The following is a 26,014-nucleotide window of genomic DNA, read 5'->3' as shown; positions in this document are numbered from 1 at the left end:
CCGTTTTCTGGTCATCCGGGGACGGAGATGGCGACGCACGGACCCGGCGCTGGAGGCCGACGTGGTCCGGGCGCTGAAGAGCCATCTGGGCAGAGCCCGCTCCCAGGTCGGGCGCGCCGGCCGCGACGACGACCCGGCGAGCGTCCGCTCAGCTCGAGACCGCGTCCAGCTCGCGAAGGAAGGTCTCGGAGAGCGGGGCCCCGCATGGTGGGAGCGCCCCGAGGACGAGCGCCGCCGTCAGGCCGCGGATCGACTCGCTCGGCTCGAGCAGCTGGACGCCTCAGCCCACGACGCCGACACGGACGATGACGGCGGGGAACAGTCCCACCATGGTGAGCGTCCAGAGGGCGTGGACGAAGAGCGCCCCGGCGAGTGAGCCGGAGGTCTCGCGGGCCCACATCGCCACCGGTCCCAGCAGGAGGGCCATCACCGCGAGAGCAGGGCTGCCGGTGCACAGCGTGACGAGGACGTACACCGCGGTGGGGACCACCCAGCGGGCCGGGCCGGTGAGCAGCCGAGGCAGCGCGCCGCGGAAGAACACCTCTTCAGCGGCGCCCGCCACCAGCGCGACCGCGAGCACACCCCACCGCCCGTCGGTCGCTGCGGCGACGGGACCTGCCACCCACGGGGCAGTGGTCGGGATACCGGCCAGGACCAGACCGCCTGCCAGCGAGGCCGCGGCCAGGCCGACGCCTGCGGCGGCCACCGCGACCTTCGGTGCGCGCCCCGGGGCCCGGCCGGCGAGATCCGAAGGTGCCAGCCGCATGATCAGCAGTCCGCCGACGGTCCAGGTCAGCGCGATTCCCAGTGCCCAGCCGGCGACGGTCCCCGGCCCCTCGCCCTCGGCGCGCAGCGACGCGGCCAGGAGCGGCGCAGCCACCACGACGGCGAGGCCGACCACCCACCACGCGCCGGGACGGGAGGCGGGACGATCGGGGCTCATGCGCGTAGCGTACGAGGCCGCTCGCCGCGACAGGGCGAGTCCGGTCTTGCTCGAGAGCGCCGGCACACAGCACCCACGGCGTGTACGACATCGGCGGGAGCGAGGTCATCGCCTATCCGCAGCTCGTCCAGAAGGTCCTCGAGCTCACGGACCAGGATCGGCCCGGGTTCCCGGTCCCGGTGATGCCCCAGGCCCTGGTCACGGCGGTGGGATCGTGGCTCTCCGTCATCCCCGCCCCGACGGTCACCTTTCCCGTGTGCGGATCGGGCCAGGTGATCCACCATCCGCTCGGAGGCCCGGACCCGCGCCTCGACGAGGAGGATCCGCCGTGGGTGCAGTGGCAGGGATGCCTCCTGGTCTTCAGCGACCGGACGTGCGAGGACTGCGGCGCCTGGTGGAACGTGGAGAGCGACGAGGACGAGGAGGAGTGAGGGAGGGCTGCTCCCGGCATCCGGCTCCGGCCCGTCATCACGACGGTTACTCTCCGGCGCATGACGAGGACCTCCGGCGGAGGTCTATCGGACCTGGCTCACAGAGCTCCGCAAACAGACGAAGTCCTCGTTCGACGCCGGAGCCGACCTCTACACCCTGGTGAGGATCGTCGAGGACGAGCAGTACCTGCGGATCGCCGCGGACGCCCGGGCCCGAGCCCTCGTCCGCGAGCTCGAGGACGAGATCTGGCGGATGTACGGGCGGTGCATGAGCGCGGACAGGTAGCGGGACAGGAACCCCGACGTCGCGGTGTCGTCATCTCCGCGGCCGACGGATCAGACGAAGCCCTCCTCGACCAGCACGCACCCGCTCTCGGTGATGACGTGGGCCTGACCCGAGCCGCCCGCCACGCGGCTCCAGCTCTCCACGACGAGCCGGCCGCGATGGACGGACAGGCTGAATCCGCCGTACATCCCGGGGTACGGGACCCACAGGGTCTCCATCTGCTCCACGACCAGCAGCTCGGTGGGCACCGGTCGGAAGCGGACCGGGTCGAGCCTCCGGGTGCGCTCCGCGATCAGGTCCTCGAGGTGCGCGTCCCAGGCCGCATGACGACGCTGGTCGCTCGTGCTGAGGTCGCGCACGCCGAGCGTCTCGAGCAGGTGGTGGTGTCCGCGCCGACGAGCGAGGTCGATCGGCCGATCACCGTCGGCTGTGCGCAGCGACCGCCACGCGCTGGCGCGGAGCAGCCGTTCCGCGACGTCCGCCGGGGCGCCGAGCCATGCCACCTGGTGCAGCGGGGCGAACCAGGAGCGGCCGTCGATCCGCCACTGATTCGCGTCGCCCCAGGTGCTGTCCTCGACGAGGTCCAGGACCGTGTCCCAGCGGCCCGCCTTCGCGGCGTCCGCGAGGCGGGCGGAGTGGTCGACAAGAGCGTCGTTCAGGACGTCGGGGTCGAGCACCCCGTGCCACGTGATGGTCAAGACCGCTCCCCTCGTCTCGATGGTGGGGTCAGTAGGGCGGAGCGAGTCCGGGGTGCCCTGCCGGGGCCCGGTTCGCGGACGGCCGACGGAAGTTGGCTGACCCCATGACGGATCAGACCTTCACCCAGCCCTTCCCCGTCGGGGAGCCGAACGACGCCTTCGCCCAGCACCTCACCGGGCGGTCCTTCCTGGCCCCGCTCACGCGCGGCGCCGTCACCGTCAGCAGGGTGACCTTCGAACCGGGCTGCCGCAACAACTGGCACGTCGCGAAGGCCGGCTCGTGGTTCTCGCACCTCGCCCTCATCACGCCCGGCGAGGGCGTGCGCACCGAGTGGCTCGAGCCGGTGACCGACGCGGAGTACGAGGCACTGCCGGTCGACTGACCGCTACCCTCCGGGGCAAGACGACGACGTCCGTGGTCACTGGCACGCCCCGCCTCTCACGCGAGCGTGAGGAACAGCTTCTCGAGCTCCTTGCGGTCCAGGTCCGCCTCCGGGCTGGTCATGCACTGCTCCATGCCGCTGGCGATGATCGCGAAGCCGGCGCGGTCCAGCGCCTTGGAGACGGCGGAAAGCTGCGTGACGACGGCCTTGCAGTCCTTGCCCTCCTCGATCATCCGGGTGACGGCCGCGAGCTGCCCCTGGGCGCGCTTGAGGCGGTTGACCACAGGGGTCATGTCATCGGGGTTCAGGTCCATGGCGCTCTCCTCGGGTCGGTCCACACACCCCAGATTATACCCCCCGGGGTGTCTTGCATACCCCCTGGGGTATGTGGAAGACTTGGCGACGGAGGCGGACGCGCCGCGAGCCTCCGACCCACCTCTCGAAAGGCCCCTCGTGACACCCACCCTCGCGCTCACCCTGCTGCTGGCCGTACTCATCGGAGTCTCCCTGGGTCTGCTCGGCGGCGGGGGCTCGATCCTGACGGTGCCGATCCTCGCCTACGTGGCGGGGCTTCCGGCCAAGGAGGCGATCGCCGCCTCGCTCGTCGTGGTCGGCGTGACCTCGGCCGTCGGCGCCGTCAGCTACGCCCGCGCCGGCCGGGTGCAGTGGCGCACCGGCGTGACCTTCGGGGCCGCCGGGATGACCGGGGCCTTCCTGGGCGGGCTCCTCGGCGGACACATCCCGAGCACAGTGCTGATGGTCGCGTTCGCACTGATGATGATCGCGACGTCGGTCGCGATGCTCCGGGGCCGACGGGGCGCGCCCGCGGAGGAGGGACCGGCCCGGGAGCCGTCCGCGAGCAGGATCGTGCTCGAGGGGCTCGCGGTGGGCCTGGTGACCGGGCTCGTCGGCGCGGGCGGCGGCTTCCTGGTGGTGCCCGCGCTGGTGCTGCTGGCCGGACTGCCGATGCCGGTCGCCGTGGGCACGTCGCTGGTGGTCATCGCAATGAAGTCATTCGCAGGCCTCGCCGGTTATCTCACCTCCGTCTCGCTGGACTGGGCCCTGGTGGGCGGGGTGACGCTGGCGGCCGCGCTCGGCTCCCTGCTCGGCGCGCGAGCGGCAGGCCATCTCCCCGAACGGGCACTGCGCACGGGCTTCGGGGTGTTCGTCCTCACCATGGGGGCCCTCGTCCTCGTGCAGGAGCTCCCGGGCGCCGTCGTCGGCGGAGTCGTGGCGCTTCTCGCCCTGCTCGCCGCCGGATGCTGGGTGCTGGTGTCGTCCTGTCCGCTGCGCACCGCCCGGCCCGCCTCGCATACCCCCCGGGGTACCTGATACCCTCGGGGGTATCCCATCCGCTGGCCATCCCGCACACCTACTGGAGGAACGATGCTTCTCGAACGGATCTATGACGAGGACCTGTCCCAGGCCGGGTACTTCCTCGGCTGTCAAGCACAGAAGGAAGCGCTGGTGGTCGATCCGCGGCGCGACATCCAGGTCTACCTCGACCTCGCCGCCCACCACGGCATGACGATCACGGCCGTGACCGAGACCCACATCCACGCCGACTTCCTCTCCGGCACCCGCGAGCTCGCCGCCGCCACCGGCGCCACGGCGTACGTCTCCGGCGAGGGCGGCGAGGACTGGCAGTACGGCTTCGAGGCGGAGCGCCTGCACGACGGCGCGACGATCCAGCTGGGCAACATCACCGTCACCGCCCGCCACACCCCGGGCCACACCCCCGAGCACCTCAGCTACCTCGTCACCGACGGCGCCTTCGCGGACGAGCCCGGCTACTTCCTGACCGGCGACTTCGTATTCTCCGGGGATCTGGGCCGCCCGGACCTCCTCGACGAGGCCGTGGGCATGCAGGACACGCGCTTCGCCGGGGCGAAGCAGCTGTTCGCCTCCCTGAAGAGCGCCTTCCTCACCCTCCCCGATCACGTGCAGGTGTACCCCGGCCACGGCGCAGGCTCCGCCTGCGGCAAGGCGCTGGGCGCGCTGCCCTCCACCACGGTGGGCTACGAGCGGAAGTTCGCCTGGTGGGGCCCGTTCCTGGAGAACGACGACGAGCAGGGCTTCATCGACGAGCTGCTGGACGGCCAGCCCGACGCCCACGCCTACTTCGCCCGCATGAAGCGGCAGAACACCGACGGCCCCGCCCTGCTGGGCAAGCGCCCCGCCCCGCGCGAGGTCTCCCCCCAGGCGCTATCCGGCGGCCTCGCCGACGGCTCCCTCGCCCTGGTGGACACCCGTCCCGTGGCGGAGGTGCACACCGGCACCGTGCCCGGTGCGCTGTCCATCCCGTCCCTCGACAAGGCCGCCACCCACATCGGCTGGGCCTTCGACCCCGAGGCCGACGACGCCCAGCTGGTGGTGCTCGCGCCCGACGCCTCCACCGCCGCCGCCTACGGCGACCACTTCGTGCGGGTGGGCGTGGACGCGCTCACCGGCTACACCCCCACCCTGGACGGGCTGGAGCTGACCGCCCCTGCCACCGTGGCCCCGGCGGACCTCGCCGCGCTGCGCGAGCAGGAGCCGACCGCGAACCTTCTGGACGTGCGCACCCGCACCGAGCACGCCGCCGGCACGGTGGACGACGCCGACCAGCTCTCCGCCGGCAAGGTGCTGTTCCACCCCGGCGACCTGCCCGCGAAGGACGCCGGCCGCCTGATCACCTTCTGCCAGTCCGGTCTGCGCAACTCCGTGGCCGCGGCCGCGCTGCGCCGCGCCGGCTACGACGTGGTCGAGCTGGAGGGCAGCTACAACGGCTGGTCCCAGTGGGCCGCCGCCCAGCACGCCCTGCAGACCACCGGAGAGGACGCCCGATGACCGCCACCGCCACCACCCGCACCGTCACCCCTGCCGAGCTCGCCCACCGGCTCAGCACGGACCCCGAGCTGATGGTGATCGACGTGCGCACCCCGGGCGAGTTCGAGGCCGTGCACATCCCCGGCTCGTACAACGTGCCACTGGACCTGCTCACCGCCCACACCGACACGCTCGCTGGCCGCATGGGCGAGCACGTGGTGCTGGTGTGCCGCTCCGGTGCCCGTGCCGGGAAGGCCTGCAAAGCGCTGCTGCAGTCCGGCCTGGAGGGCATCGACGTGCTCGACGGCGGCATCGCCGCCTACCAGGACGCCGTAGGCGGCGTGAACCGCAGCGGCGGGCGCTGGGCTATGGACCGCCAGGTGCGGATGACCGCTGGCACCCTGGTGCTTGCGGGCACCGTGGCCGGGCAGCTGATCCACCCCCGGCTAGGACTGTTCGCCGGCGCGATCGGCGCCGGGCTCACCTACTCGGCGCTCAGCGACACCTGCGCCATGGCCGCGCTGCTCGCCAGGATGCCGTGGAACCGCACGGCCGACTCCCCCACCGTCGAGACCGCCCTGGTGCCCGGCGGCGTCGCGGCTCGCTGAGGCCACCCGCCCTGCGTCGGAGCCCGCAGCTCCTCTGCCGGGCGGCCTACCCCCCACCCCCGCGGGGCGCGCCGGACCGTGCCCCGCACCCCGCTCACACCCCTCTCTTCTCTCATCTCTCATCGAAGGAGCACTCCATGTGCCGAGCCACCACCTGCAACACCTGCGGCAAGACCACCTGGGCCGGTTGCGGCCAGCACGTCGACCAGGTCATGAAGGACGTCCGCCCCGCTGACCGCTGCCCCGGCCACGCCGAGGTGGCCCCGGAGAAGGGCTTCTTCGCCCGCCTGCTGGGGCGCTGAGGCCGCCGGCCCCTGGGGCACCGTGGTGCTGCCACCGATCTGCGTGACGTAGGTGACGCTCCCGCCGATCGTGACCCACATCTGCACCTCGTCATCGGCGACGAAGGGGTCGAGGATCGGGCAGTCGGACTCGCCGTCGCCCGCGAAGCCGACGGTGTTGTGCTCGTAGTCGTACCACTCGTCCTGCGGCGCGTGGGAGACCGAGATCCGCACAGCGCTTGACAGGAGGGGCTGCGTGATCCACGATCTGCGTCATACGAATAACGCCAGCGTGGACGTGACCGGTCCGAGGCGACGATCGACGAGATCCGGAGGTGCGAGAGATGGCGCAACGCCCGACCATGAATGACGTCGCCGCAGCCGCCGGCGTCTCCCAGGCCGTGGTGTCCATCGTCCTCAGCGGGTCGTACGCAGGGCGCGCCTCGGAGACTACGGCGCAGCGCGTGCGGGACGCCGCGACGGACCTCGATTACCACCCCAACCTCCAGGCGAAGAGCCTGAAGACAGGCGTGGCCGAGATCATCGGGCTGGTGGGCGACGAGGTCGCCACCGCGCCCTTCTCGGGAATGCTCATCAAGGGCGCCCAGGACCGCGCCTGGCAGGACGACCACATGCTCATGACCATCGACACCGGTGGCGACGACGCCCTCGAGAGTGCAGCGATCGGGACGATGCTCTCGCACCGCGTGCGCGGAGTCATCTACACCGCCATGTATCACCGCGAGGTGGAGATCCCGGCAGCAGCACTCAGCACGCGGGCGGTATGCCTGAACGCCCGAGAGCGGGACAACAGGGTCCCGAGCGTCACGCCGGACGAGGTCACCGGTGGGTACGAGGCGACGAAGGTCCTGCTCGATGCCGGGCACACCCGGATCGCGATGATCAACATCCATGATGTCCTGCCTGCGGCGCGCGGGCGGCGCGAGGGGTACGAGCGAGCTCTGCGCGAGGCGGGCATCGATCCGGACCCGGACCTCGTCTACCGGGGCGAAGGAGTGCAGCGCTCCGGGTTCGAGGCCTCCCGGCACCTGATGAGCCTCGATGAGCCCCCGACAGCCATCTTCTGCGGCAACGACCGCAGCGCTCTCGGCGCGTACCAGGCCCTTGCCGAGCTCGGTCTGCGGATCCCCGAGGACGTGTCGATCGTGGGCTTCGACGATCAGGATCTGCTGCGCGACTTCTTCCATCCGCCGCTGACCACCGTTCGCCTGCCCTTCGCCGAGATGGGCGATCGTGCGGCCGCTCTCGTGCTCGATGCAGACGCTCCGGCGGAGGTCCACCTGATCCACTGTCCCGTCATCCATCGCCAGTCCGTTGCCCCTCTGAAAGGACGATGATGTCTCCTTCACCCGCTGTCGATGTGGCCGACAACGCGCACCCGGTCACCGCTGACCACGGTGCCGAAGTCGCCGCGTCACCAAACAAAACGCCTCCCCCGCGCGCGAAACGGCGACTCCCGGTCCGCGTTTTTCACGCCTGGCAGTTATACGTATTACTGACGCCGTCGCTGATCTACCTCTTCGTCTTCAAGTACTGGCCGATGTACGGCGCCCAGATCGCGTTCCGCGATTACAACCCGGTCGACGGGTTCTTCTGGAGCCCGTGGGTGGGGCTGGACCACTTCGTCGCCTTCGTGAACTCGTTCCAGTTCGAACGGCTCGTCGCGAACACCCTGACGATCAACACCGTCGGGCTGCTGGTGGCGTTCCCCGTCCCCATCATCCTCGCGCTGATCGTGAACCAGCTGCCCAGCGAACGGTTCAAGCGTTTCACGCAGACCGTGCTCTACGCGCCCTCGTTCATCTCGGTCGTGGTCGTCGTGGGCATGATCCACCTGCTGTTCTCGCCCAGCTCTGGCATGGTCAACCACGCGATCTCGCTCCTGGGCGGAGATCCGATCTACTTCATGGGCAGCCCGGAGTGGTTCCGACCCCTGTACATCGGCTCGGACATCTGGCAGAACGCCGGCTTCTCGATGATCATCTACCTCGCAGCGCTGACGGCGATTGACCCCTCACTGCACGAGGCCGCCCGTATGGACGGCGCGAACCGCTTCCAGCGGATCCGGCACATCGATATTCCGGGCATTCTCCCGGTGATCACGATTCTGTTCATCCTCGCAGTGGGGAACATCTTCAACCTCGGCTTCGAGAAGGTCTACCTCATGCAGACGGACCTCAATCTCCCCACCTCCGAGGTCATCAACACCTACGTCTACAAGACCGGCCTGCAGAACGCCCAGTTCAGCTATTCCGCAGCGATCGGGCTGTTCAACTCCGTCCTCAATCTCCTTCTCCTCCTGACCTTCAACTGGGTCGCGAAGAAGGCCAACCAGTCGAGCCTGTGGTGATGAACATGTCGAGCATTCTGTCCCCCGCCAAGAACTCGCTGCGCCGAGAGCCCTTCCACCGACGGCTGGCCGATCCTCTGTTCGTACTGGTCACCTACGGTCTGATCGGTCTGTCGATCATCGCGATCATCTACCCGCTCTACTTCATCGTGATCGCCTCGATCTCCGACCCGAACCTGGTCCAGCAGGGCAAGGTCATCCTCTTCCCCCGGGGCGTCACCTTCGACGGGTACCTGACGATCTTCGGCACGTCCACGATCGTGCGCGGATTCGCGAACTCCGTCCTCTACACCGTGGTGGGCACCACGCTCAGCGTGGCGATGATCCTCACCGGCGCCTACGCGCTGAGCAGGAGGGACATGCCCGGGCGCAACCTGTTCATGATCCTGTTCGTGATCACGATGTTCTTCGACGGCGGCATGATCGCCCGGTACCTCGTGGTCAAGGAACTGGGCATGCTCAACACCCTGTGGGCGGTGGTGCTGCCCGGAGCCGTGGGCGTGTGGAACCTGATCATCGCGCGCACGTTCCTCGAGCAGAACCTCTCCCCGGAGCTGCGGGAAGCCGCGCAGCTCGATGGCGCGTCCGATTTCCGCTTCTTCTTCGGGATCGCGATACCGCTGTCGAAGCCGCTCATCGTCCTGATGGTGATGATCCATCTGGTGGCGAACTGGAACGCGTTCTTCGACGCGATGATCTATCTGAACGACGAATCGAAGTATCCGCTGCAGCTCATCCTGCGCAATGTCCTCATCCAGTCCCAGGCCTCCTCCTCCGGGATGGACATGGCTTCGATGGACAGCACCGCCGCTGCGCAGAGGATGGGCGAGCTGCTCAAGTACTCGATGATCGTCGTCTCCACGATCCCGCTGCTCATCGCCTTCCCCTTCCTCCAGCGCCACTTCATCAAGGGCGCGACGCTCGGTGCCCTGAAGAGCTGACACGTCGCCGCCTGCCTCGCTCCGCTTCTCCCGCTCCGTCCCACCCACAATGCACACCGTTACAAAGGAGTTCCGTCATGCTTTCTCGTCGTCGATTCACCCTCTCAGCCACCGCCCTCGGAGTCACGATGCTGGGCGTCGCTGGCTGTTCCCGCCCCTCGGAGCGCACCACCGATGACCTCTCCTCCGAGGTCGGACTGACCGACTCGGGCCTGCCGATCGTGACGGAGGAGCTGACCCTCACCTTCGGCGGCGCGAAGTCTCCGCTCGCACCGGACTACGAGTCGATGGAGCTGGTCCAGACCTGGAGCGCTGACTCCGGGATCGAGATCGCCTGGAACAACGAGCCCGACGAGGTCTGGGGCGAGAAGAAGAACCTGCTGCTGGCCAGCGGTGAGCTCCCCGACGCCCTCTTCAACACCGGGCTCTCCGATGCCGAGGTCGCCAAGTACGGGGCCAATGGCACCCTGATCGCTCTGGAGGACATGATCGAGGAGCACGCCCCCACCCTGGCGGGGATCCTCGCGGAGCGTCCGGACATCAAGGCCGCGATCACGGCGTCGGACGGCCACATCTACACCCTGCCCTCCGTGGAGGAGATGGGGCTGGTCGAGTTCCCAAGCATGCTGTTCATCAACACGGACTGGCTCGCGGAGCACGATCTCGAGATGCCCACCACGGTCGAGGAGTACCACCAGGCGCTGCTGACCTTCAAGGAGAACGGGCCCAGCGGGGTCCTCCCGCTGTCCTTCCTCGACGTCGGGGGCATCGCCGACCTGATCGCGGCGATCGGCGGCCAGGCCGACAACCCCGACCATCGCATCGTGCAGGACGGGAAGGTCCTCTTCACGGCGAACACTGACGGCTTCCGCGACGCGATCGCGGAGCTGCACACCTGGTACGGCGAGGGCCTCATCGACCAGGAGGCCTTCTCTCAGGACTACGTCAAGTTCGTCGCCAAGGGCAAGGCGGAGCCGCAGTCCCTGGGGTCGTTCTACTTCTGGGAGGTCCCTGAGGTGGTCGGGCCCGAGCGTGCGGGAAACTACGCGATCGTGCCGATCTTCCCGGGCCCGGATGGTGTCCAGCGTGCCTGCGTCGCCAACAACCAGGAGATCAACCGCGGCGCCTTCGCGATCACTCGCACCAACCAGTACGCTGCGGCCACTCTGCGCTGGGCGGACATGCTCTTCGATCCGGTGATGAGCGCACAGGCCAACTGGGGACCGATCGGGGTCTCGCAGCAGATCAACGAGGACGGTCTGCTCGAGCAGATCCCCGTCGGCGAGGGCGAGACCGAGCAGGAGCGCCGCGTGAAGGTCGCCCCGGGCGGCCCGAAGATCATCACGGCGCAGGATTTCGAGACGGTCGTGCTGGCCGAGCCGCGCGCCGCCGAGCGCCAGGCCCAGATCGCCGAGTTCTACGAGCCCCACCGCGCCAACGAGAAGTACCCGCCGGTGATGCTCTCGGTCGATGAGCTGAATCGGATCAGCACCATCGAGACCGACATCAGCACCCTGGTCACCGAGAAGATCGCCACCTGGATCGTGCGGGGCGGCATCGAGGAGGAGTGGGACGCCTACGTCAACCAGCTGGAGACGATCGGCCTGCCCGAGGTGATCGAGGTCTACCAGGCCGCCTACGACCGCTTCACCGCGAACTCCTGACGCCCCCGACGCCTCGGAGCCACGACTCCTGCCCTACCCGCCTCCCGAGAGAGATCATGAACTCGACTTCATCGCCCGTTGCGCTCACCGACATCCACCGCCCGAGGTTCCATCTCACCGCGGAGGACACCTGGATGAACGACCCCAACGGCCTCATCCGGCACAAGGGCATGTGGCACGCGTTCTTCCAGAACAATCCTCTCGGGAGCACGTGGGGCAACATGTCCTGGGGTCACGCGATCTCGCGCGACCTGGCGACCTGGACCAACCTGCCCGTCGCACTGCCCTTCTCCGAGACGGAGATGATCTTCTCCGGAAGCATCGTCCACGATCACGAGAACACCTCCGGCCTCGGCACCCCCGGGGGAGAGGGCCCGCTCGTCGCGTTCTACACCAGCGCCTTCACGCAGACCCATCCCACGACGCCGGGCATACAGGCCCAGTCGATCGCCTACTCCCAGGACGACGGCGCGACCTGGACCTTCTATGCGGACAATCCCGTTCTCACTCGTGATTCGGAGAACTTCCGCGACCCGAAGGTGTTCTTCCACCGGGAGAGCGGCCGCTGGATCATGGTCGCGGTCGAGGCCCTCGACCACAGCGTCCATTTCCATGCCTCTGATGATCTGCTGGCCTGGGAGCCCATCTCCGTGTTCACCCACCCAGGTCTCGATGGCGGCATCTGGGAGTGCCCCGATCTGCTGCGCGTGCCGAGCCCTGACGGCGGGGAGGACTCATGGGTCCTCGTGCTCAGCACCAATCCCGGCGGCCCGGCCGGCGGCTCCGGCACCTACAGTCTGATCGGGCGCTTCGACGGTCGCCGCTTCACGGCCGAGACGACGCCGCAGCCGCTGGACCTCGGCCCGGACTGCTATGCCGCGGTCTCCTTCTCCGGTGTCGAGGGGGATCCGGTGCTCCTGGGCTGGATGAACAACTGGGCCTACGCGGAGCAGACCCCGACCAGTCCGTGGCGCTCGTCGATGACGCTCCCCCGTACGCTCCACCTCGAGCGGGCGGCCGACGGCACGCTCCAGGTGATCCAGCACCTGGTCATCCCCGAGGAGATCCGGACGCTCGATCTCGAGGTGCCGGCAGCCTCCGCGGTGCTGGCGGATCTTGATGCGGAGGAGCCGTTCCGGCTGCGCGGAGAGCTGCCCACCGCCTCCGCGCACCGGCTGGTGCTGCGTTTCGGCGACGGCGGGCGTGATCGCGATCTGGTGCTCGCCATCGACTCCGAGGGGCACGTCTCCTTGGATCGCAGCAGCGCGCATGAGGAGCCGTTCGCCCCCGAGCACACGCACTCCCAGCCCTACGCTTCGGCACGGGCCGGGGCCACGGTCGCCTTCGATCTCGTCGTCGACCGCTCGTGCGTGGACCTCGAGCTCGACGGTGGCCGCGCCCTGATCTCCCAGCAGATCTTCCCAGGTGCTCGCACGGTCACCGTCCTCACCGAACCCGCGGCATGAGCGAGCCCACCGCTCTGGTCATCGGGGAGGCTCTGACCGACATCGTCCACGAAGAGGACGGCACGGTGCGGTCTCGGCCCGGGGGCAGTCCCGCGAACGTCGCCGTGGGTCTCGCGCGGCTCGGAGTCCCCGCCGAGCTGCTTACCCGCCTGGGCACCGACGTGAACGGCGACGCTCTGCGCGAGCACCTCGAGCAGTCGGGCGTGAGGCTGCGCGAGGCCGGCACTGAGCCCCCGGAGAGGACGTCGACCGCCGAGGCGCAGATCGGTCCGGATGGCGCGGCGACCTACCGCTTCGACATCGAATGGGACCCCGGGGAGATCCGGCTCGACCCGGTGCGCCTCGTCCACACCGGTTCGCTGGCGACGGCGATCGAGCCGGGCGCCGCCGCAGTAGAGGCAGCACTCTCCGCTGCACACCCGGGCACGCTCCTCAGCTTCGACCCGAACGTCCGGCCGTCGCTCGGCCTGCCTGTGGCCGGCATCCGCAGCCGGGTGGAGCGCTTCGCCGACCGGGCGCACGTCGTGAAGATGAGCGATGAGGACCTCGAGTGGCTGTATCCCGCCGAGCCCCTCGTCGATGTCGCGGACCGGATGCACGCGTCGGGGGTGGCGCTGTTCGTCGTAACCCGTGGCGCCCAGGGCTGCACGCTCAGCACCCCGCACTGGACCGCCGAGATCCCGGCGCTGCCGGTCACCGTCGCCGACACCATCGGGGCGGGCGATGCGTTCATGTCGGGCCTGCTCTTTGCGATCCTCACCGCCGACGCGGATCAGGAAATCCGCGACGGCGCCGTCCCTCAGCAGGCCGCAGAGTCATGGGCCGCAACCGCTCTGCGCAGCGCCGCGATCACTGTGGGACGACGCGGGGCGGAGCCGCCGTTCCTCGAGGAACTGGTCGGGAGCTCAGCGCAGATCCTGCCCTAGACGGACGACGTGACGGGTGAGGCGGTGACCGCGCCTGACGCGCAGGCCGACCTCGGCGACACACCAACGGAGCCGGCCGTCCGGCGAGCAGGGCGCCCGACTGAAGTCCTCGTCGAAGGGCTCGGCGAAGGACCAGACGTAGCTGCGTCGAGGCGTGCGCCAGGTCGCCAACTCCGGCCGAGCGACGATCTCGTAGAGGTCGAGGTCCTCCCAGCGAGCCAGCTCGCCGCGGGCCAGTGCACCCTCGGACACCTCGGTCGCCGCGGTCGAGAGCACTCCCTCGTACTCTCGGGGGAACTGCACCCCCGCGAGCGCGCTGCGAGCCAGCAGTTCGTCGTACGCGAGCATCGACTCGACGCCGCCGCTCAGCGCCTCGGCCGTGCTCCTCTCCTCCGGTATGCCACCGTCACCGATCGCGGTAAGCGGTAAGAAGACCACGTCACGAAGCTGCGGGATCCGCCCGCCCTAGACGCCGACCTCCGGGACCCACCCCGCGGCGGCCCGCAGCCGAAGCGCGATCACTGCGTCTGCACCGTTAAACTCCCAGGTCGCCTCGACGATCGCCCACACCTCCCGCCGCTGGGCCTGCCCGAGGCGCGTCCCCCGCCCGCTGCGGGGCACGCACAGGTTCTGATCCAGCTCGAGCACGCGGTGCGGGGGATCACCTCACGGTATTCGTCGACGAGGAACCCCTGCGTGGCGGTCCGGCGGCCGTCGCGGACGCCTCGGACGCGACCGCATGCGTCTGCTACGGTCTTCGCCGATCCCTCGGGTGCCCGTCGCAACGGGCTGAGATCGAACTGTCGCGGTTCGAGCACCGACCGAACCTGCCCCGGGTCATGCCGGCGAAGGAAGAAGGAGAGCGACTGCATGTCTGCACGCCCTGAGAACTACCCCACCCACAGCCTCGGCCATCTCGAGGACCCCGCGCACGGCCTGCGGGTGCCCGTCACCCGCATCGCCCAGGACCCCTCCCCCGACGGGACGGCCAACCCGCCGCTGGAGGTGTACCGCACCGCCGGCCCCGGCTGCGTCCCGGAGGAGGGCCTGCCGCCGCTGCGCGAGGAGTGGATCCGGGGCCGCGGCGACGTCGAGGAGTACGCGGGCCGGGCCCGCGATCTGTCCGACGACGGGCGCGAGGCGGTGCGCCGCGGCGAGGCCAGCGCCGAGTGGCGCGGCGAGACCCGGCCCCCTCTGCGCTCCCTCCCGGGCCGGCGCGTCACCCAGATGCACTACGCCCGTCGCGGCGAGATCACCCCGGAGATGCGCTATGTCGCGCTGCGGGAGGGCTGCGACGTGGAGCTGGTGCGCAGCGAGGTCGCGGCGGGCCGCGCGATCATCCCCGCGAACGTGAACCATCCCGAGGCGGAGCCGATGATCATCGGACGCAGCTTCCTGGTGAAGGTCAACGCGAACATCGGTAATTCGGCGGTGACCTCCTCGATCGCCGAGGAGGTCTCCAAGCTCGAGTGGGCCACTCGCTGGGGCGCCGACACCGTCATGGACCTCTCCACCGGGGACGACATCCACACCACCCGCGAGTGGATCCTGCGCAACTCCCCGGTGCCCATCGGGACCGTCCCGATCTACCAGGCGCTCGAGAAGGTGAACGGGGACGCGAACGCGCTGACCTGGGAGATCTTCCGGGACACCGTGATCGAGCAGTGCGAGCAGGGCGTGGACTACATGACGATCCATGCCGGGGTGCTGCTGCGCTACGTGCCGCTGACGGCGAACCGGGTCACGGGGATCGTCTCGCGCGGCGGCTCGATCCTGGCCGGCTGGTGCCTGGCCCGGCACCGGGAGAACTTCCTCTACGAGCACTTCGACGAGCTGTGCGAGATCTTCGCCCGCTACGACGTCTCCTTCTCCCTCGGCGACGGGCTGCGGCCCGGCTGCCTCGCCGATGCGAACGACGCCGCGCAGTTCGCCGAGCTCGACACCCTCGCCGAGCTGACCCATCGGGCGTGGGAGTACGACGTGCAGGTGATGGTCGAGGGCCCGGGGCACGTGCCGCTGCACCTGGTGCGCGAGAACGTGGAGCGCCAGCAGGAACTGTGCGACGGCGCGCCGTTCTACACGCTCGGCCCGCTGGTCACCGACGTGGCGCCGGCCTACGACCACATCACCTCCGCCATCGGCGCGACGGAGATCGCCCGCTACGGCACCGCGATGCTCTGCTATGTCACGCCGAAGGAGCACCTGGGGCTCCCGGATCGCGATGACGTGAAGACCGGGGTGATCACGTACAAGATCGCCGCTCACGCGGCCGATGTCGCGAAGGGACATCCCGGAGCCCGCGAGCGAGACGACGCCCTGTCGAAGGCCCGCTTCGAGTTCCGCTGGCGGGACCAGTTCGGGCTCTCGCTGGATCCGCAGCTGGCCGAGGAGTACCACGACGAGACCCTGCCGGCCGAGCCCGCGAAGACCGCGCACTTCTGCTCCATGTGCGGGCCGAAGTTCTGCTCGATGAGGATCTCGCAGGACATCCGCGACACCTACGGCGACGCCGCCTCCCAGGAGCGGATTGCCCAGGAGGGCATGGCCGAGAAGTCGCGGGAGTTCCGCGAGCACGGCAGCACCGTGTACCTGCCGACGCCGCAGTTCTGATCCCCGTCCGCCCGCGGAGCGCGCCGCGGCGCGCGCGGGGCTCGACGGCCGGGGGCGGGGGCATGCACAGTCGCCGTCGCACCCGGCCGCCGGCCGGTCATCGGCCCGGGGCCGGCCGGCTTTCCCCACGGTCGGCGGGCATCACTCCGGTGACCTCGCCGTCCCGGAGGACACCGGACCGGTCTGGCGCCGCGACGTTCTCTACCGGAGGACGGATCTCGAGGTGCGCCGCCTCGTCGGCAAGACGCCGCTCAGCATCGCGGCGGACAAGATCGCCTACCCGGCCATCCGCTGGGCGGCTATCGCGGCGCGACTGCGGGAGCAGGGCGCCCCCACCCCGCTCGACGGCACCGGCGTCGCCTGCGAGGTCTACCCGGGCGCCGCTCTGGCCGCATGGGGTTTCGGAGCCGTGCGCTACAAGAAGGCGAAGGGATCACAGGAGCGCGGCGAGCTCGTCGAAGCGCTCGACGCACGCTGGCCGTGGCTCGATTGGGCAGGGCACCAGGGCCTGTGCGCAACAAGCGACGACGCGCTGGACGCGGTGATCGCCGCGGTCGTCGCGCGCGAGGTGTTGCACGGCCGGGCGGTCTCTCCGCCTACCGAGCTCACCGCAGCCGCGGCGGACGAGGGATGGATCTGGTTGCCCGCGCAGGATTGAGAATCCCGCGCCGCCGATGGCAGACGACTGAGCTTTGTCGCCCGCCCACGGCAATCCCGTTTCGCACGAAGTTGAGTCCCCGATAGTAGTGTAGCGCGGTGGCCCCGTCGTGATCGTCTCGGACGTGGGCGCGGCCACCGTGTGCTCCTTCGAGTCAATCTTCCACAGAATCCTCGAACGACAAGCATGGAAAACGAAACAGTGTCTCGGTCCGACCAAGCGACAGAAACGAATGCGGCACGCCGCGCATTTCTGCCCGCAGAATACGCCGGGCGTCAGAACCGCTGATTAAGAGTCTCGAGGGACGGGAAGCTGGCGCGGTGATCGAGGTCGACTTCGGCAAAAGCCGAGGCCGACGCACCATGGTTGGGTGACTCTTGGATGAGCTCCTCAACGGAGCCGACGCCATAGCGCCACCCCCGCAGCTCCTCTCCTCCCCACACCCCAGTTATCCCCATAGTGGCCTAACCCCTGGATACGAGCTTGGACGGTTGGGCACTGTGGGCAGCATGGACGTCATCGCACAGCTGCCTCTCTGGACCGCTTGGCTTCGCGCCTCAGAGCGGTCCGAGACGACTGTGGGACTCCGCGAGTATCACGTCCGGCGCTACCTCAACGGAGTGCCCGCCGAGACAGACCCGCTCGATCTGGAATGGCTGGTTGCCTACCTAGCGAATCCGCGTTGGAAGGCCGCGACACGTCGAAGTGCGCGCACCTCCCTGCGCATCTGGACGACCTGGCTCCACCGCACTGGAAGAATCATCGCCGACCCTCTCGCCCTATTCCCGCCGGCCCGGTCGCCCAAGCCCCTTCCCAGGCCGTGCCCGGACCCGATCATCCGTAAGGCCCTGTTCGCGTCCGACACCAGAGTTCGAGCCATGATCACGCTGGCCGCCGAGGCAGGCCTACGGCGCGCGGAGATCGCGGTCGTGGCCCGTCCCGACGTCATCGACGAGCGGGCCGGCACGTCCCTCATCGTGCATGGAAAGGGCCGACGTGAGCGAACAGTCCCCCTCACGTCAGCTGCTGCGGCAGCCTTGTCGCGCCAGTTCGACCAAGTCTCTCCCGAGATCCCCTGGCTCTTCCCATCCAAAGGCCGGTACGCCGACACGCACCTGCAGCCGGTGCGAGTAGGGGAGCTCGTCAACGAGGCTCTTCCAGGAAACTGGAGCGCTCACACTTTGCGCCACCGCTTCGCCACTGAGTCGTACAGAAACTCGCACGACTTACTGTTGGTGCAGACGCTCATGGGCCATTCCAAGCCGGAGACCACCGCCATCTACGTTGGCCTCGATACCGCACAGGCGCGATCCGTCGTCGATGGCATCAGCCTAGTTGCCTAACCAGGGCCCACCGGGAGAACGGAGTCCACACGATGGCGAATCAGCCGAAGGTCTTGGAGCGTCGTTTCATCACACTTGAGGAGGTGCGTGAAGTACTCGCGATAAGTAGCGCCCAAGCGTACTCACTAGTTCGCACCGGCGAGCTTCGGGCGATTCGCGTCGGAGGGCGAGGACTCTGGCGCATTGAATGCTCGGAACTCGAAGCTTTTATCCAGCGCGCGTACCATCAGCAGCGTCAAAGCTCATGATCGCTTAGCTAGTTCTACCCGCCACATACTTTGAGCCTGGTAGAAGAATTAGCACCAGGTTAGCCTTGACTGCCACTATTGCCGTGAAACACGTGAGGCATGCCTGGACAGCTGCCGATGGGATTGGCACATTCGCCGCCCGTGCTATATACCGCACAGCCTTATCGCAGTGTGGGATATCAGTCTTCCGCGAAGAGCTCTTTCACTGCTGCATTTAGCTCAGCCTGAATGCCGGCCTCAATCAGGGCGGCACGGACAACCTTGCGAGCTTTCTGGAAGCCCATATCCATGAGGTCCAATTGCGCCGCTAAGTCTTCGGCCCGGCGAGCCAGGACTGATAGCTCGGAGTGGAGGCCGTTGCTCGCGTCAAAAGTGGGAATCGGCAGGCGCCATACATAGGTGTCGAAGTCGCGTGCTCCCAGCAAACCTCGGGACTGGTACACCTCGACTGTCTCGGTGGTGACGGGCGCGTTTAACACAGCTGTGAGGTACCGGGCTTCGCCCTCGTTGCGCGCGGGTATCCAGTAGAGCTTGTGATCAATGACTGCGTGAGGATCCGTGATACGGGCGGCGGCGAGCTTGGTTCCCGACTTGCTGTACACGACCCGCTGCGAAGGGGCGCCGAGCTGCCTCCCGAGCTTGTTCTGGTAATTGAGCTGTTCCCAGAGGGTCAGTTTCGTAGCGGCTGCTCTATTCTGCGTCCACGCGGCATTGGCGGCATCCCACCATTGCGTTAATGCTCGGTCGCTGTGAGGAATCTTCTCCTCCGAAATCACAGCGTCGCGTTCGACCGGAAGAATTGCGCGCCACGGGTTAAGAGTACGGAAGGGAGTGATAGTGGATCCAAGGTGTACATCAAAAATGAACCGCCGGTCGATTACGCCAGTTAGGTCAGGGAGGTCCTTCCACGGCACCTTCTCCTGAGCGGACCGCATGGAGCGGTAACTAACGCGTCCGGCCGACATGCCGAGCCGATTCTGGGTCGCTTCCTCGGTGACAAAGAATAGGCTGCGGGGATAGATAGTGGCGCCATTTACGACGCTCCCTCGGTAGGGAGAGCCGGCTTCGTCCACAGGGCCGATCTCTTGATTAGGAGCTGGGGTGAGGGTGAGATTCTCCCTAGTGGCTTCCCAGCCGCTGACGTCCCGCAGGCCGCTGAGGATTTGCTTGGTGCCCGTGGTCCCGTGGGGAACATCGGGCCGGTCGATGCCGAGCTCTCGAGAGTTGCGGTGCCCGAATATGACAGCGGCAGGCACGGGGAACAAGGCATTCTTGGGGCGCACCTTGTCCAGGTCCCACAACTCCGTGAGGGAGCCGCGCAATCTCGGCCCCCAATTGCCCGCGCGAAATCCCTCGTACTGCTGACGTGAGAGTACGGCGAGGGGTGTGACGAACGCGAAGGTGCCACCATCGTTGAGGTACTTCTCGGCAGCGCGCACGATGAACAAGGCCACAAGGTCCTGCTGGGTGGCGATTTTCCTGCCGTGCCAGAGATTGCGATCCTCACTGAATCGGCGAAACTGCGCCTGCATGGACGCAGTCATGTACCGGTAGGAAACCCACGGCGGATTGCCGACGAGGACGTCGGCACGACGAGCCTTCATTGACAGCCAGAGGGGGCGCACCTGATTGCGGACGAAGAATCCCCAAATACTGTCTCGCCCTTCCGCGTTGAGATCGGCCAGCAGGCGGAAGGTCTCACGCAACGTCTCCGCGTCATCGCCGTCAGGAATGCCGTACTTGCGCAGAACGCGATCGGGGGATGGCTTCTTCGCGGTGGAGTCGACGTGAGTGCGGGCGAGATCGGTGAGCTCAGTGACGAGGCGGTCGAAGGTACCTGCGTCATCGATGCTCGATAGGGGAAATGCGAGCACGTGTGCAAGGTCGAACAGTGTGCCAGAACTGGCGTGCTCGGAGACTGTTAGATCGTTGCCTCGGGTGTCTATGCGAATGACGTCGCTCTCGCTGCCGGCGGGCTGGAACCACTGGATCGAGTCCCCTAAGTGCACTGGCACCCAGATGTCCCCGCGATCGCTAGAGAGGCGCTCTCCAAGAGCAAGGAGAAAGGTGACGCGGGCCAGGACAATTGATACGGGGTGGATGTCCAGACCGAACACGTGGCCCTGCACGTGCTCGACGATCTGACGGTTGTCCCACCCAGCGGCGTCACCAGCAGCGGTCACCCGCCGCACGGCGTGAAAGATGAAGGTTCCTGAGCCGCAGCTGGGATCCAAGACCTTCTGGGTCAGCGGATCGGTGACGGCCTTGGCGACGATGCCTTCAGCGAGCCAGTCGGGGGTGTAGTACTCCCCCAGACCTTTGCGAGCGGCAGCATTGATGATCGACTCATACAAGAGCTTCAACACGTCGTGCTCTACCGAGCTCCAGTCGAACGCGTCGATTCGGCGGATGAGGCGGGAAATGAACCTCTCTCCCTCGCCACCGGCTGCGAGCACCCAGTCGAAGAAGCCAGCTTCCATCACACCGTGGATGCCGGCGTTGCCGAACTCGGTGCCATCGAGGAACCTAGGGACGTCGCTGGCGGCCAATTCGAGGGGGATACCCATAACGGCGTGGCCGATGGCCATCGCCTCGAGCACCAGCAGCGTGTGGTCGATGAACAACCGGTCATCGTCAGCGAATCCAGTGCCGAGCGCGGAGCGCAGCAGGCGGCCCCACAGTTCTCGCTTGAGCCCGATGGTGGGATCATCACTCAGTGAGACGTACAGGGAGCGGAGGTACGCTGCGTCCTGCTCGTAAGCGGGCGAAGTGGCCCCGATGGTCACCTCGATCGCACGCTGGGTGGGCTTTCGGTTCTTCTGCGTAGCGAGGACGGCTTGGAGCCACTCGATGAGGTTCTCGCCCTGCTCCGCGCGGTTCAAGGTGAACACGGAGCGACGGGTGAACACATCGGTAGAGGGATCTACCTCATACAGCCACCACGCCTTACCGTCGGTAAGTATGCCGTTGTAACGGGACTGCTCCTGTTCCATGCGGGTGCGGACGTAGCCCGCGAGCTGCTCGATATACGGCTGCGCAGCGACCTCGGTATCCAGACGCTTCTTGACCTCGATGACCGTGGCACCGACAGCGACATCGATTCGGCGCTTGGTGCCATCGGCAAGCTGCTCTTCCAAACGGGGCTCGTCCAAGTCGAAGCTCGTCCCGGCTAGCAGCATCTTCACGTCAGACTGAATGTCTGCCTCCGTGCGCCCTACATGCGACGGCTTGGACAGGCGGGTCATCATGTCAAGGGCAGCAACTCTCGTCATACTTCTCATTCTCACCCACAAGATGCGGGTGTCGAGCGGAACCAGTAGGAATGCTCCACCTCTTCCTGAAGCGCCCCAGGGTTTCGTTCCGTGGTTGCAAGGTCGCGGGCGCGGCCGCCGTGGTGTGGATGCAGGCCGCTCCGACCGCTGTTGGAGTGCGGAGGCCGAGTGCCTTGTGGAACCGGGAGATGTTCGACCAGTGGACCCAGCCCTTCGTCGCCAGCTCGACCGCGGACCACGAGCCAACATCCCAGATTGACGCTCTCCGCGCCATCACTGGCTGCACGTCTCGCTGCTCTCGTACTTGCCTAGTCGCTCCAGCAGACGCTCGCTCCAGAAGTGCCCGCATGTCTCGAGATCTACCAGGTAGCCCAAAGTCGATCGAGCGCGTCACGCCTTGGGGATTCTCAGTGTGAGACGACCGCGTCCCCGCCGGATGTGCCTTGCCGCGATAGGTTCATCAATCGGAGCGGTCAGGGCTGATGCAACTATTAGTCCTCGTCGTCGTCCAGTTCGCCGATCGGGAACTGGCCGAACTCGTCCTCATCCAGCGTTCCCTCCTGTGGCGCAACGGCTAGGAACGCGTCAAGCCTTTCCTTTGCATCGGGCTCCATGGGAACAACCAGTGTGGTCGTAGTCTGCAGGATGTGTGCTAGGAGCGTGTCGCTCCTCGTGACACCAATGCCGGTGCCATATGGAAAATCGACCGTGATGCGGCCGGTGGGCGTGGATACCGTCGCCCTGTCCACAACCGCACTCGGCAAGCCTGTGGTTGCCGTCTCGAGGAACTCGGAGTCCGTGGTGCCACTGTCGTCGCTCAGCGCGATGCGCTTACCGCCCACGCTGACATTAACCGCAGCCACGGAGGCGCTCTGCGAACGCTCAATGTAATCGTGGACCGAAACTCCGCGCTCAGCCTTCTTCAAACGAGGTCCTATCTCCTTGCGGTTCCGAGTAGCGAAGGCATGGAAGCCTGGACCCCGAAGCATCAGCGCGGGCGGGATCTCGGAGACGGGGAGGTCGACGCCCCATCTAAACTCTGGCGGTTCGTCGGCATCAAGAAGGCGCATGTCAAGAACTTGGCATGCGCGTGCCCTAAGTACGTCCAGGTTGGCATTGACGAGGTGCTGGAAGTTGTCCGTCATGGCGAGGTCGGCGCGAGCGAGGTCAAAGAGTTGCTCGATGGTCAGGTTGCGCCCCACTCCTCGCCAGAAGCTCTTATCCTCAGTGTCCATAAGCTGCACGAGGTACAGCAGGGGCAGGCTGCCCACATCGGTCGAGAGCTCCGCATCCCCGGGGTATTGGTCGAGGCGCGATCCGCCACCCTCCCACACCGCCTGGACGACGCGATTAAGTCGGCGTGCCTGGCCGGCGGCAAAGTAGTGTTCGATTGTGCTCAGGGTCTCGCGCGTCTCGGCAACTTGGCCGCTCGCAGCTGATGTGAATCCACGGGTAAAGGTGTCGGCCAGGGCGCGCGCGTCCGAGGTGGCTACCAACGCACCGCGGCCAGCGTGCGCGAGGGAGTTGCGTAGCATTCGGTCGGTCGCAGCGGGAACTCTGCGTTCTGTAAGTTCCTCGACTGCAGCGGGAGTCGTCAGCAGGACATCGGCCGAACGGCTTTTCTCGTCAAGCCGATTCTCGTCGACATTGGAGAGGTTGGGGGTCGAGAGCCCGAATACTAACGGGTCGAGCCTGTCGAGCATGGCAATATCCTGGCCGAGCTCGGGGATATTGTCGGTGAAGCGAAGAAATACTGGTCGTTCCACTTCGCCCCAGGACAACATCATGTCCGGCGCGTATGTGTGGTTAAAGTAAGTGGTGATCTTCAATGTCGCACTTGGGTCAAATGTCGACAGGGCGCCTGCGACCGCTTCTTTTACCCGGTGCTCCGACTGTCGAGGATCCCGATCTAGGAGTGCATCGAGCACGTGCTGCTGGAGCGTGGTCATCGGCCAGCCGCCTTCAGCATCTCGTGCTGGTGAATAAGACCGAGGTGCTCGACGGCCGGGACGAGGTCCTCTTGCTTATCGCTGAGGATTAGGATCCAGAGTCGTTCGGCCACCGCAGCACAGGTGTCGTCGTCGACGAGTGCGTCGACCTTCGCGGCGGGTGGGAAGATTCGGTGGGCGTTAGCTACAACGGATTCTCGGACTTTCGCGGCGGTTGTCAGCTCGTCCCAGCTTGTTGCCGCGTGCGGAGCCCACGAAACCCACATAAAGTTGTCGGCGAACCGGGGAGCCCCTAGGTAGGCGACATAGCACTTGGCGAGGAAGTCCTTGTAATGAGTGCCGAGGTCAAGAGCCTTGGAGTACTTCTTTACCTCCGCGTAGAAGAGCTTTCCGTCGAATGCTCCGTACCTAAGCTTGCCGCCGAGGTCAAAGGAGAACGACTGTCCATCCTGAGGCCACTCGAAGGTCAATTTCTCCACGGCTCCCTTGTCGGGGTTAACCCAGCATGCGTCGACCCTAGAGGTTGACTCAAGCCACTGCTTGGCACGTCGGGCACCCTCCCGGCCGAGATCATGCAAAGACTCCCCCTGCTTAGCAGCAATGCTCATGGCCGGAACACTACTGGATGCTCGAAGTAGCAGCTGGGAGCGAGGGGCATGTCGTGCTGCGCCAAGGGTTTTGGCTGGAGTATGCACGTGGGAAGCGCCAGCTGGGGCACCTACTGACCGATCCGGCCCACGTGCTCCACTCGACGTACTGGCCTCAATGCGTGGAGCACTCCATCGAGGACAGAAGCGCCCTACTCGGGCCGCGCTGGCGCCTGTGCCTCAAACGGTCGGTAGTGGCACACAGTCGGCGTCCGGCCGCGAGCGACGATCGCCGCAGGTCGGTCTGTGTCATAACGGTGCGCCATAATGTTCTGTGCCAGAAGTCCTCTGACTCACGGTATTAAGACGGGACTGATGCGCGGGTAGGTGTCACATGATCTGTGGCGCTGTGAAGCGCCGCAGGGAAGTGGGCTGACCCCGTGATGTAGGTCCAGTCGTTGTGTGAGTCGTCTTGATGCTCGCTGCTGCGGGCAGGAAGGCTGGTCTCATCATGACGAACACGAGGAAGCGGCACACGCCTGAGCAGGTCGTGCGCAAGCTCGGACAGGCCGACCGGATGCTGGCCGATGGCGCGGACGTCGCGGCGGTGTGCCGCGAGCTGGGCGTGTCGGAACAGACGTACTACCGGTGGCGCAACCAGTACGGCGGGCTCAAGGCCGACGACGCCAAGCGCCTCAAGGAGCTCGAGAAGCAGAACGCCACCCTCAAGCGTCTGCTCGCTGAAGCAGAGCTGGAGAAGGCGGCGCTGAAGGAGCTGGCAGAGGGAAACTTCTAGGCCCGGGCAGGAGGCGCGCCGCCGTCGCTCACCTCATCGCGAAGATGCGGGTGAGCGAGCGGATGGCGTGCCGGCTGACCGGGCTATCCAGGTCCGCCTACCGGCGCACCCTCAAGGCCGATACCGTCGCCGACCCCGACGCCGCCTTGCGTGAATGGCTGCGCGGTTACGCGAAGAAGCACCCCCGCTGGGGCTACCGGCGCGCGTACCACGACGCCCGCGGCGAGGGCTGGCAGGTCAACCACAAGAAGATCCAGCGGCTATGGCGCGAGGAAGGCCTACGCGTGCCCCAGCAACGTCGCCGTAAGCGCATCGGCTCCTCGACCGCGGACGCCCCCAAGGCGTGCGCCCCGAACGTGGTGTGGGCCATCGACTTCCAGTTCGACGTCGACGAGGCCGGGCGTCCGATCAAGATCGCGTCGATCGTGGACGAGCACACCCGGGTCTGCCTCGGCGGCCTCGTGGAACGCTCCATCACCGCCGACCGTCTCACCGACCATCTCGACGACCTCGTCAAGCTGCACGGCCCGCCCGCGGTCCTCAGAAGCGACAACGGGCCCGAGTTCATCAGCCAGGCGATCGCCGACTGGGCCGGCACCCGCACCGGCTTGTCGTACATCCCGCCCGGCTCGCCGTGGCTCAACGGCTACGTCGAGTCGTTCAACTCCCGCCTGCGCGACGAGTGCTTGAACATCAACAGCTTCTACTCACTGCTGCACGCCCAGGTCGTCATCGGCGACTGGAA

Annotated in this window: 25 protein-coding genes, 1 pseudogene and 1 riboswitch; of the genes and pseudogenes, 18 read left to right on the top strand and 8 right to left on the bottom strand. The window is 67.1% G+C overall.

Annotation, left to right across the window (positions count from 1 at the left end; all coding sequences use genetic code 11):
* Nucleotides 1-280: 280 nt before the first annotated feature.
* Nucleotides 281-943, bottom strand: coding sequence for a CPBP family intramembrane glutamic endopeptidase (locus V1258_RS12770; protein ID WP_329750043.1), 663 nt, complete (start codon nt 941-943; stop codon nt 281-283).
* 80 nt (nt 944-1,023) lie between these two features.
* Here V1258_RS12770 and V1258_RS12765 point away from each other — a divergent pair, with 80 nt between their 5' ends.
* The gene (locus V1258_RS12765; protein ID WP_329750042.1) at nt 1,024-1,374 is read left to right on the top strand and encodes a hypothetical protein; all 351 of its coding nucleotides are present in this window, start codon (nt 1,024-1,026) and stop codon (nt 1,372-1,374) included.
* A 160-nt stretch (nt 1,375-1,534) separates the two neighbouring features.
* Nucleotides 1,535-1,660, top strand: a complete 126-nt coding sequence (locus V1258_RS12760) for a hypothetical protein (protein WP_329750041.1) — start codon at nt 1,535-1,537, stop codon at nt 1,658-1,660.
* A 50-nt stretch (nt 1,661-1,710) separates the two neighbouring features.
* On the opposite strand, the gene V1258_RS12755 is transcribed toward V1258_RS12760, so the two are convergent.
* Nucleotides 1,711-2,358, bottom strand: a complete 648-nt coding sequence (locus tag V1258_RS12755) for a hypothetical protein (RefSeq protein WP_329750040.1) — start codon at nt 2,356-2,358, stop codon at nt 1,711-1,713.
* A 104-nt stretch (nt 2,359-2,462) separates the two neighbouring features.
* On the opposite strand from V1258_RS12755, the gene V1258_RS12750 reads away from it, so the two are divergent.
* Nucleotides 2,463-2,741: a hypothetical protein gene (locus V1258_RS12750; protein WP_329750039.1), complete on the top strand. Its 279-nt coding sequence runs from the start codon at nt 2,463-2,465 to the stop codon at nt 2,739-2,741.
* A 56-nt stretch (nt 2,742-2,797) separates the two neighbouring features.
* On the opposite strand, the gene V1258_RS12745 is transcribed toward V1258_RS12750, so the two are convergent.
* A complete protein-coding gene (locus V1258_RS12745; protein WP_329750038.1) occupies nt 2,798-3,055 on the bottom strand; it encodes a metal-sensitive transcriptional regulator in 258 nt (85 codons plus the stop codon).
* Nucleotides 3,056-3,194: 139 nt separating this feature from the next.
* On the opposite strand from V1258_RS12745, the gene V1258_RS12740 reads away from it, so the two are divergent.
* The 10 genes from V1258_RS12740 to V1258_RS12695 all read left to right on the top strand — a co-directional run bounded on the left by V1258_RS12740 (nt 3,195) and on the right by V1258_RS12695 (nt 13,806).
* Nucleotides 3,195-4,073 carry a sulfite exporter TauE/SafE family protein gene (locus tag V1258_RS12740; RefSeq protein ID WP_329750037.1) on the top strand — a complete coding sequence of 293 codons (879 nt, stop codon included), beginning with the start codon at nt 3,195-3,197 and terminating at the stop codon, nt 4,071-4,073.
* Between the two features lie 54 nt (nt 4,074-4,127).
* Nucleotides 4,128-5,570, top strand: coding sequence for an MBL fold metallo-hydrolase (locus V1258_RS12735; RefSeq protein WP_329750036.1), 1,443 nt, complete (start codon nt 4,128-4,130; stop codon nt 5,568-5,570).
* On the top strand, nt 5,567-6,157 hold the full coding sequence (locus V1258_RS12730; RefSeq protein WP_329750035.1) for a rhodanese-like domain-containing protein: 591 nt from the start codon (nt 5,567-5,569) through the stop codon (nt 6,155-6,157). Before V1258_RS12735 ends, V1258_RS12730 begins: the two co-directional genes overlap by 4 nt.
* Nucleotides 6,158-6,294: 137 nt before the next feature.
* Entirely contained in the window at nt 6,295-6,459 is a 165-nt protein-coding gene (locus V1258_RS12725; protein ID WP_164740364.1) for a hypothetical protein, read from the top strand.
* A 323-nt stretch (nt 6,460-6,782) separates the two neighbouring features.
* Complete coding sequence (locus tag V1258_RS12720) at nt 6,783-7,796, top strand: LacI family DNA-binding transcriptional regulator (RefSeq protein WP_329750034.1); 1,014 nt, start codon at nt 6,783-6,785, stop codon at nt 7,794-7,796.
* 203 nt (nt 7,797-7,999) lie between these two features.
* Nucleotides 8,000-8,809, top strand: coding sequence for an ABC transporter permease (locus V1258_RS12715; protein WP_329750033.1), 810 nt, complete (start codon nt 8,000-8,002; stop codon nt 8,807-8,809).
* 5 nt (nt 8,810-8,814) lie between these two features.
* Nucleotides 8,815-9,750 carry a carbohydrate ABC transporter permease gene (locus V1258_RS12710; RefSeq protein ID WP_329750032.1) on the top strand — a complete coding sequence of 312 codons (936 nt, stop codon included), beginning with the start codon at nt 8,815-8,817 and terminating at the stop codon, nt 9,748-9,750.
* 77 nt (nt 9,751-9,827) lie between these two features.
* On the top strand, nt 9,828-11,414 hold the full coding sequence (locus V1258_RS12705; protein WP_329750031.1) for a sugar ABC transporter substrate-binding protein: 1,587 nt from the start codon (nt 9,828-9,830) through the stop codon (nt 11,412-11,414).
* A gap of 56 nt (nt 11,415-11,470) precedes the next feature.
* Nucleotides 11,471-12,880 carry a glycoside hydrolase family 32 protein gene (locus V1258_RS12700; protein WP_329750030.1) on the top strand — a complete coding sequence of 470 codons (1,410 nt, stop codon included), beginning with the start codon at nt 11,471-11,473 and terminating at the stop codon, nt 12,878-12,880.
* A complete protein-coding gene (locus tag V1258_RS12695; protein WP_329750029.1) occupies nt 12,877-13,806 on the top strand; it encodes a carbohydrate kinase family protein in 930 nt (309 codons plus the stop codon). Before V1258_RS12700 ends, V1258_RS12695 begins: the two co-directional genes overlap by 4 nt.
* Here V1258_RS12695 and V1258_RS12690 read toward each other — a convergent pair.
* Both V1258_RS12690 and V1258_RS12685 read right to left on the bottom strand, forming a co-directional pair.
* Nucleotides 13,786-14,244, bottom strand: coding sequence for a hypothetical protein (locus tag V1258_RS12690; RefSeq protein WP_329750028.1), 459 nt, complete (start codon nt 14,242-14,244; stop codon nt 13,786-13,788). The two genes, V1258_RS12695 and V1258_RS12690, sit on opposite strands and share 21 nt — an antisense overlap.
* Before the next feature lie 27 nt (nt 14,245-14,271).
* A complete protein-coding gene (locus V1258_RS12685) occupies nt 14,272-14,454 on the bottom strand; it encodes a hypothetical protein (RefSeq protein WP_329750027.1) in 183 nt (60 codons plus the stop codon).
* 112 nt (nt 14,455-14,566) lie between these two features.
* Nucleotides 14,567-14,677: riboswitch (TPP riboswitch) on the top strand.
* Between V1258_RS12685 and thiC the strand changes: the two genes are divergently transcribed.
* The 4 genes from thiC to V1258_RS12665 all read left to right on the top strand — a co-directional run bounded on the left by thiC (nt 14,677) and on the right by V1258_RS12665 (nt 18,665).
* Nucleotides 14,677-16,416 carry a phosphomethylpyrimidine synthase ThiC gene (gene thiC / locus V1258_RS12680; protein WP_329750026.1) on the top strand — a complete coding sequence of 580 codons (1,740 nt, stop codon included), beginning with the start codon at nt 14,677-14,679 and terminating at the stop codon, nt 16,414-16,416. (Overlaps the previous riboswitch by 1 nt.)
* A complete protein-coding gene (locus tag V1258_RS12675) occupies nt 16,334-17,074 on the top strand; it encodes a DUF429 domain-containing protein (protein ID WP_329750025.1) in 741 nt (246 codons plus the stop codon). Before thiC ends, V1258_RS12675 begins: the two co-directional genes overlap by 83 nt.
* 509 nt (nt 17,075-17,583) lie before the next feature.
* The gene (locus V1258_RS12670) at nt 17,584-18,417 is read left to right on the top strand and encodes a tyrosine-type recombinase/integrase (RefSeq protein ID WP_329750024.1); all 834 of its coding nucleotides are present in this window, start codon (nt 17,584-17,586) and stop codon (nt 18,415-18,417) included.
* Nucleotides 18,418-18,449: 32 nt separating this feature from the next.
* Nucleotides 18,450-18,665 (top strand): helix-turn-helix domain-containing protein, encoded by a 216-nt coding sequence (locus V1258_RS12665; RefSeq protein ID WP_329750023.1) that lies wholly within the window; start codon nt 18,450-18,452, stop codon nt 18,663-18,665.
* A 179-nt stretch (nt 18,666-18,844) separates the two neighbouring features.
* Here the strand turns inward: V1258_RS12665 and V1258_RS12660 are convergent, their stop codons facing one another.
* The 3 genes from V1258_RS12660 to V1258_RS12650 form a co-directional block, all read right to left on the bottom strand.
* A complete protein-coding gene (locus V1258_RS12660; protein ID WP_329750022.1) occupies nt 18,845-21,910 on the bottom strand; it encodes an N-6 DNA methylase in 3,066 nt (1,021 codons plus the stop codon).
* A gap of 518 nt (nt 21,911-22,428) precedes the next feature.
* On the bottom strand, nt 22,429-23,886 hold the full coding sequence (locus V1258_RS12655) for a hypothetical protein (RefSeq protein ID WP_329750021.1): 1,458 nt from the start codon (nt 23,884-23,886) through the stop codon (nt 22,429-22,431).
* Nucleotides 23,883-24,494: a hypothetical protein gene (locus V1258_RS12650; protein WP_329750020.1), complete on the bottom strand. Its 612-nt coding sequence runs from the start codon at nt 24,492-24,494 to the stop codon at nt 23,883-23,885. The genes V1258_RS12655 and V1258_RS12650 overlap by 4 nt, the downstream gene beginning before the upstream one ends.
* Nucleotides 24,495-24,984: 490 nt before the next feature.
* On the opposite strand from V1258_RS12650, the pseudogene V1258_RS12645 reads away from it, so the two are divergent.
* Nucleotides 24,985-26,014 (top strand): annotated as a pseudogene (locus V1258_RS12645) (IS3 family transposase); the annotation flags it as partial.

Origin of the sequence: Brachybacterium sp. J153, from assembly GCF_036311905.1 — a bacterium.
Classification (GTDB): Bacteria; Actinomycetota; Actinomycetes; order Actinomycetales; family Dermabacteraceae; genus Brachybacterium.
Note: the sequence above shows the minus strand (reverse complement) of the source record. Positions and strands in the feature narration are given on the sequence as shown.

Excerpts from the sequence above, each read along its gene's own strand:
- V1258_RS12770 (WP_329750043.1), bottom strand. The coding sequence starts at position 943 with ATGAGCCCCGATCGTCCCGCCTCCCGTCCCGGCGCGTGGTGGGTGGTC.
- V1258_RS12665 (WP_329750023.1), top strand. The coding sequence starts at position 18,450 with ATGGCGAATCAGCCGAAGGTCTTGGAGCGTCGTTTCATCACACTTGAG.
- V1258_RS12650 (WP_329750020.1), bottom strand. The coding sequence starts at position 24,494 with ATGAGCATTGCTGCTAAGCAGGGGGAGTCTTTGCATGATCTCGGCCGG.
- V1258_RS12670 (WP_329750024.1), top strand. The coding sequence starts at position 17,584 with ATGGACGTCATCGCACAGCTGCCTCTCTGGACCGCTTGGCTTCGCGCC.
- V1258_RS12695 (WP_329750029.1), top strand. The coding sequence starts at position 12,877 with ATGAGCGAGCCCACCGCTCTGGTCATCGGGGAGGCTCTGACCGACATC.
- V1258_RS12660 (WP_329750022.1), bottom strand. The coding sequence starts at position 21,910 with ATGACCCGCCTGTCCAAGCCGTCGCATGTAGGGCGCACGGAGGCAGAC.
- thiC (WP_329750026.1), top strand. The coding sequence starts at position 14,677 with ATGTCTGCACGCCCTGAGAACTACCCCACCCACAGCCTCGGCCATCTC.
- V1258_RS12725 (WP_164740364.1), top strand. The coding sequence starts at position 6,295 with ATGTGCCGAGCCACCACCTGCAACACCTGCGGCAAGACCACCTGGGCC.
- V1258_RS12655 (WP_329750021.1), bottom strand. The coding sequence starts at position 23,886 with ATGACCACGCTCCAGCAGCACGTGCTCGATGCACTCCTAGATCGGGAT.
- V1258_RS12730 (WP_329750035.1), top strand. The coding sequence starts at position 5,567 with ATGACCGCCACCGCCACCACCCGCACCGTCACCCCTGCCGAGCTCGCC.
- V1258_RS12735 (WP_329750036.1), top strand. The coding sequence starts at position 4,128 with ATGCTTCTCGAACGGATCTATGACGAGGACCTGTCCCAGGCCGGGTAC.
- V1258_RS12750 (WP_329750039.1), top strand. The coding sequence starts at position 2,463 with ATGACGGATCAGACCTTCACCCAGCCCTTCCCCGTCGGGGAGCCGAAC.
- V1258_RS12710 (WP_329750032.1), top strand. The coding sequence starts at position 8,815 with ATGTCGAGCATTCTGTCCCCCGCCAAGAACTCGCTGCGCCGAGAGCCC.
- V1258_RS12715 (WP_329750033.1), top strand. The coding sequence starts at position 8,000 with ATGTACGGCGCCCAGATCGCGTTCCGCGATTACAACCCGGTCGACGGG.
- V1258_RS12720 (WP_329750034.1), top strand. The coding sequence starts at position 6,783 with ATGGCGCAACGCCCGACCATGAATGACGTCGCCGCAGCCGCCGGCGTC.
- V1258_RS12705 (WP_329750031.1), top strand. The coding sequence starts at position 9,828 with ATGCTTTCTCGTCGTCGATTCACCCTCTCAGCCACCGCCCTCGGAGTC.
- V1258_RS12700 (WP_329750030.1), top strand. The coding sequence starts at position 11,471 with ATGAACTCGACTTCATCGCCCGTTGCGCTCACCGACATCCACCGCCCG.
- V1258_RS12745 (WP_329750038.1), bottom strand. The coding sequence starts at position 3,055 with ATGGACCTGAACCCCGATGACATGACCCCTGTGGTCAACCGCCTCAAG.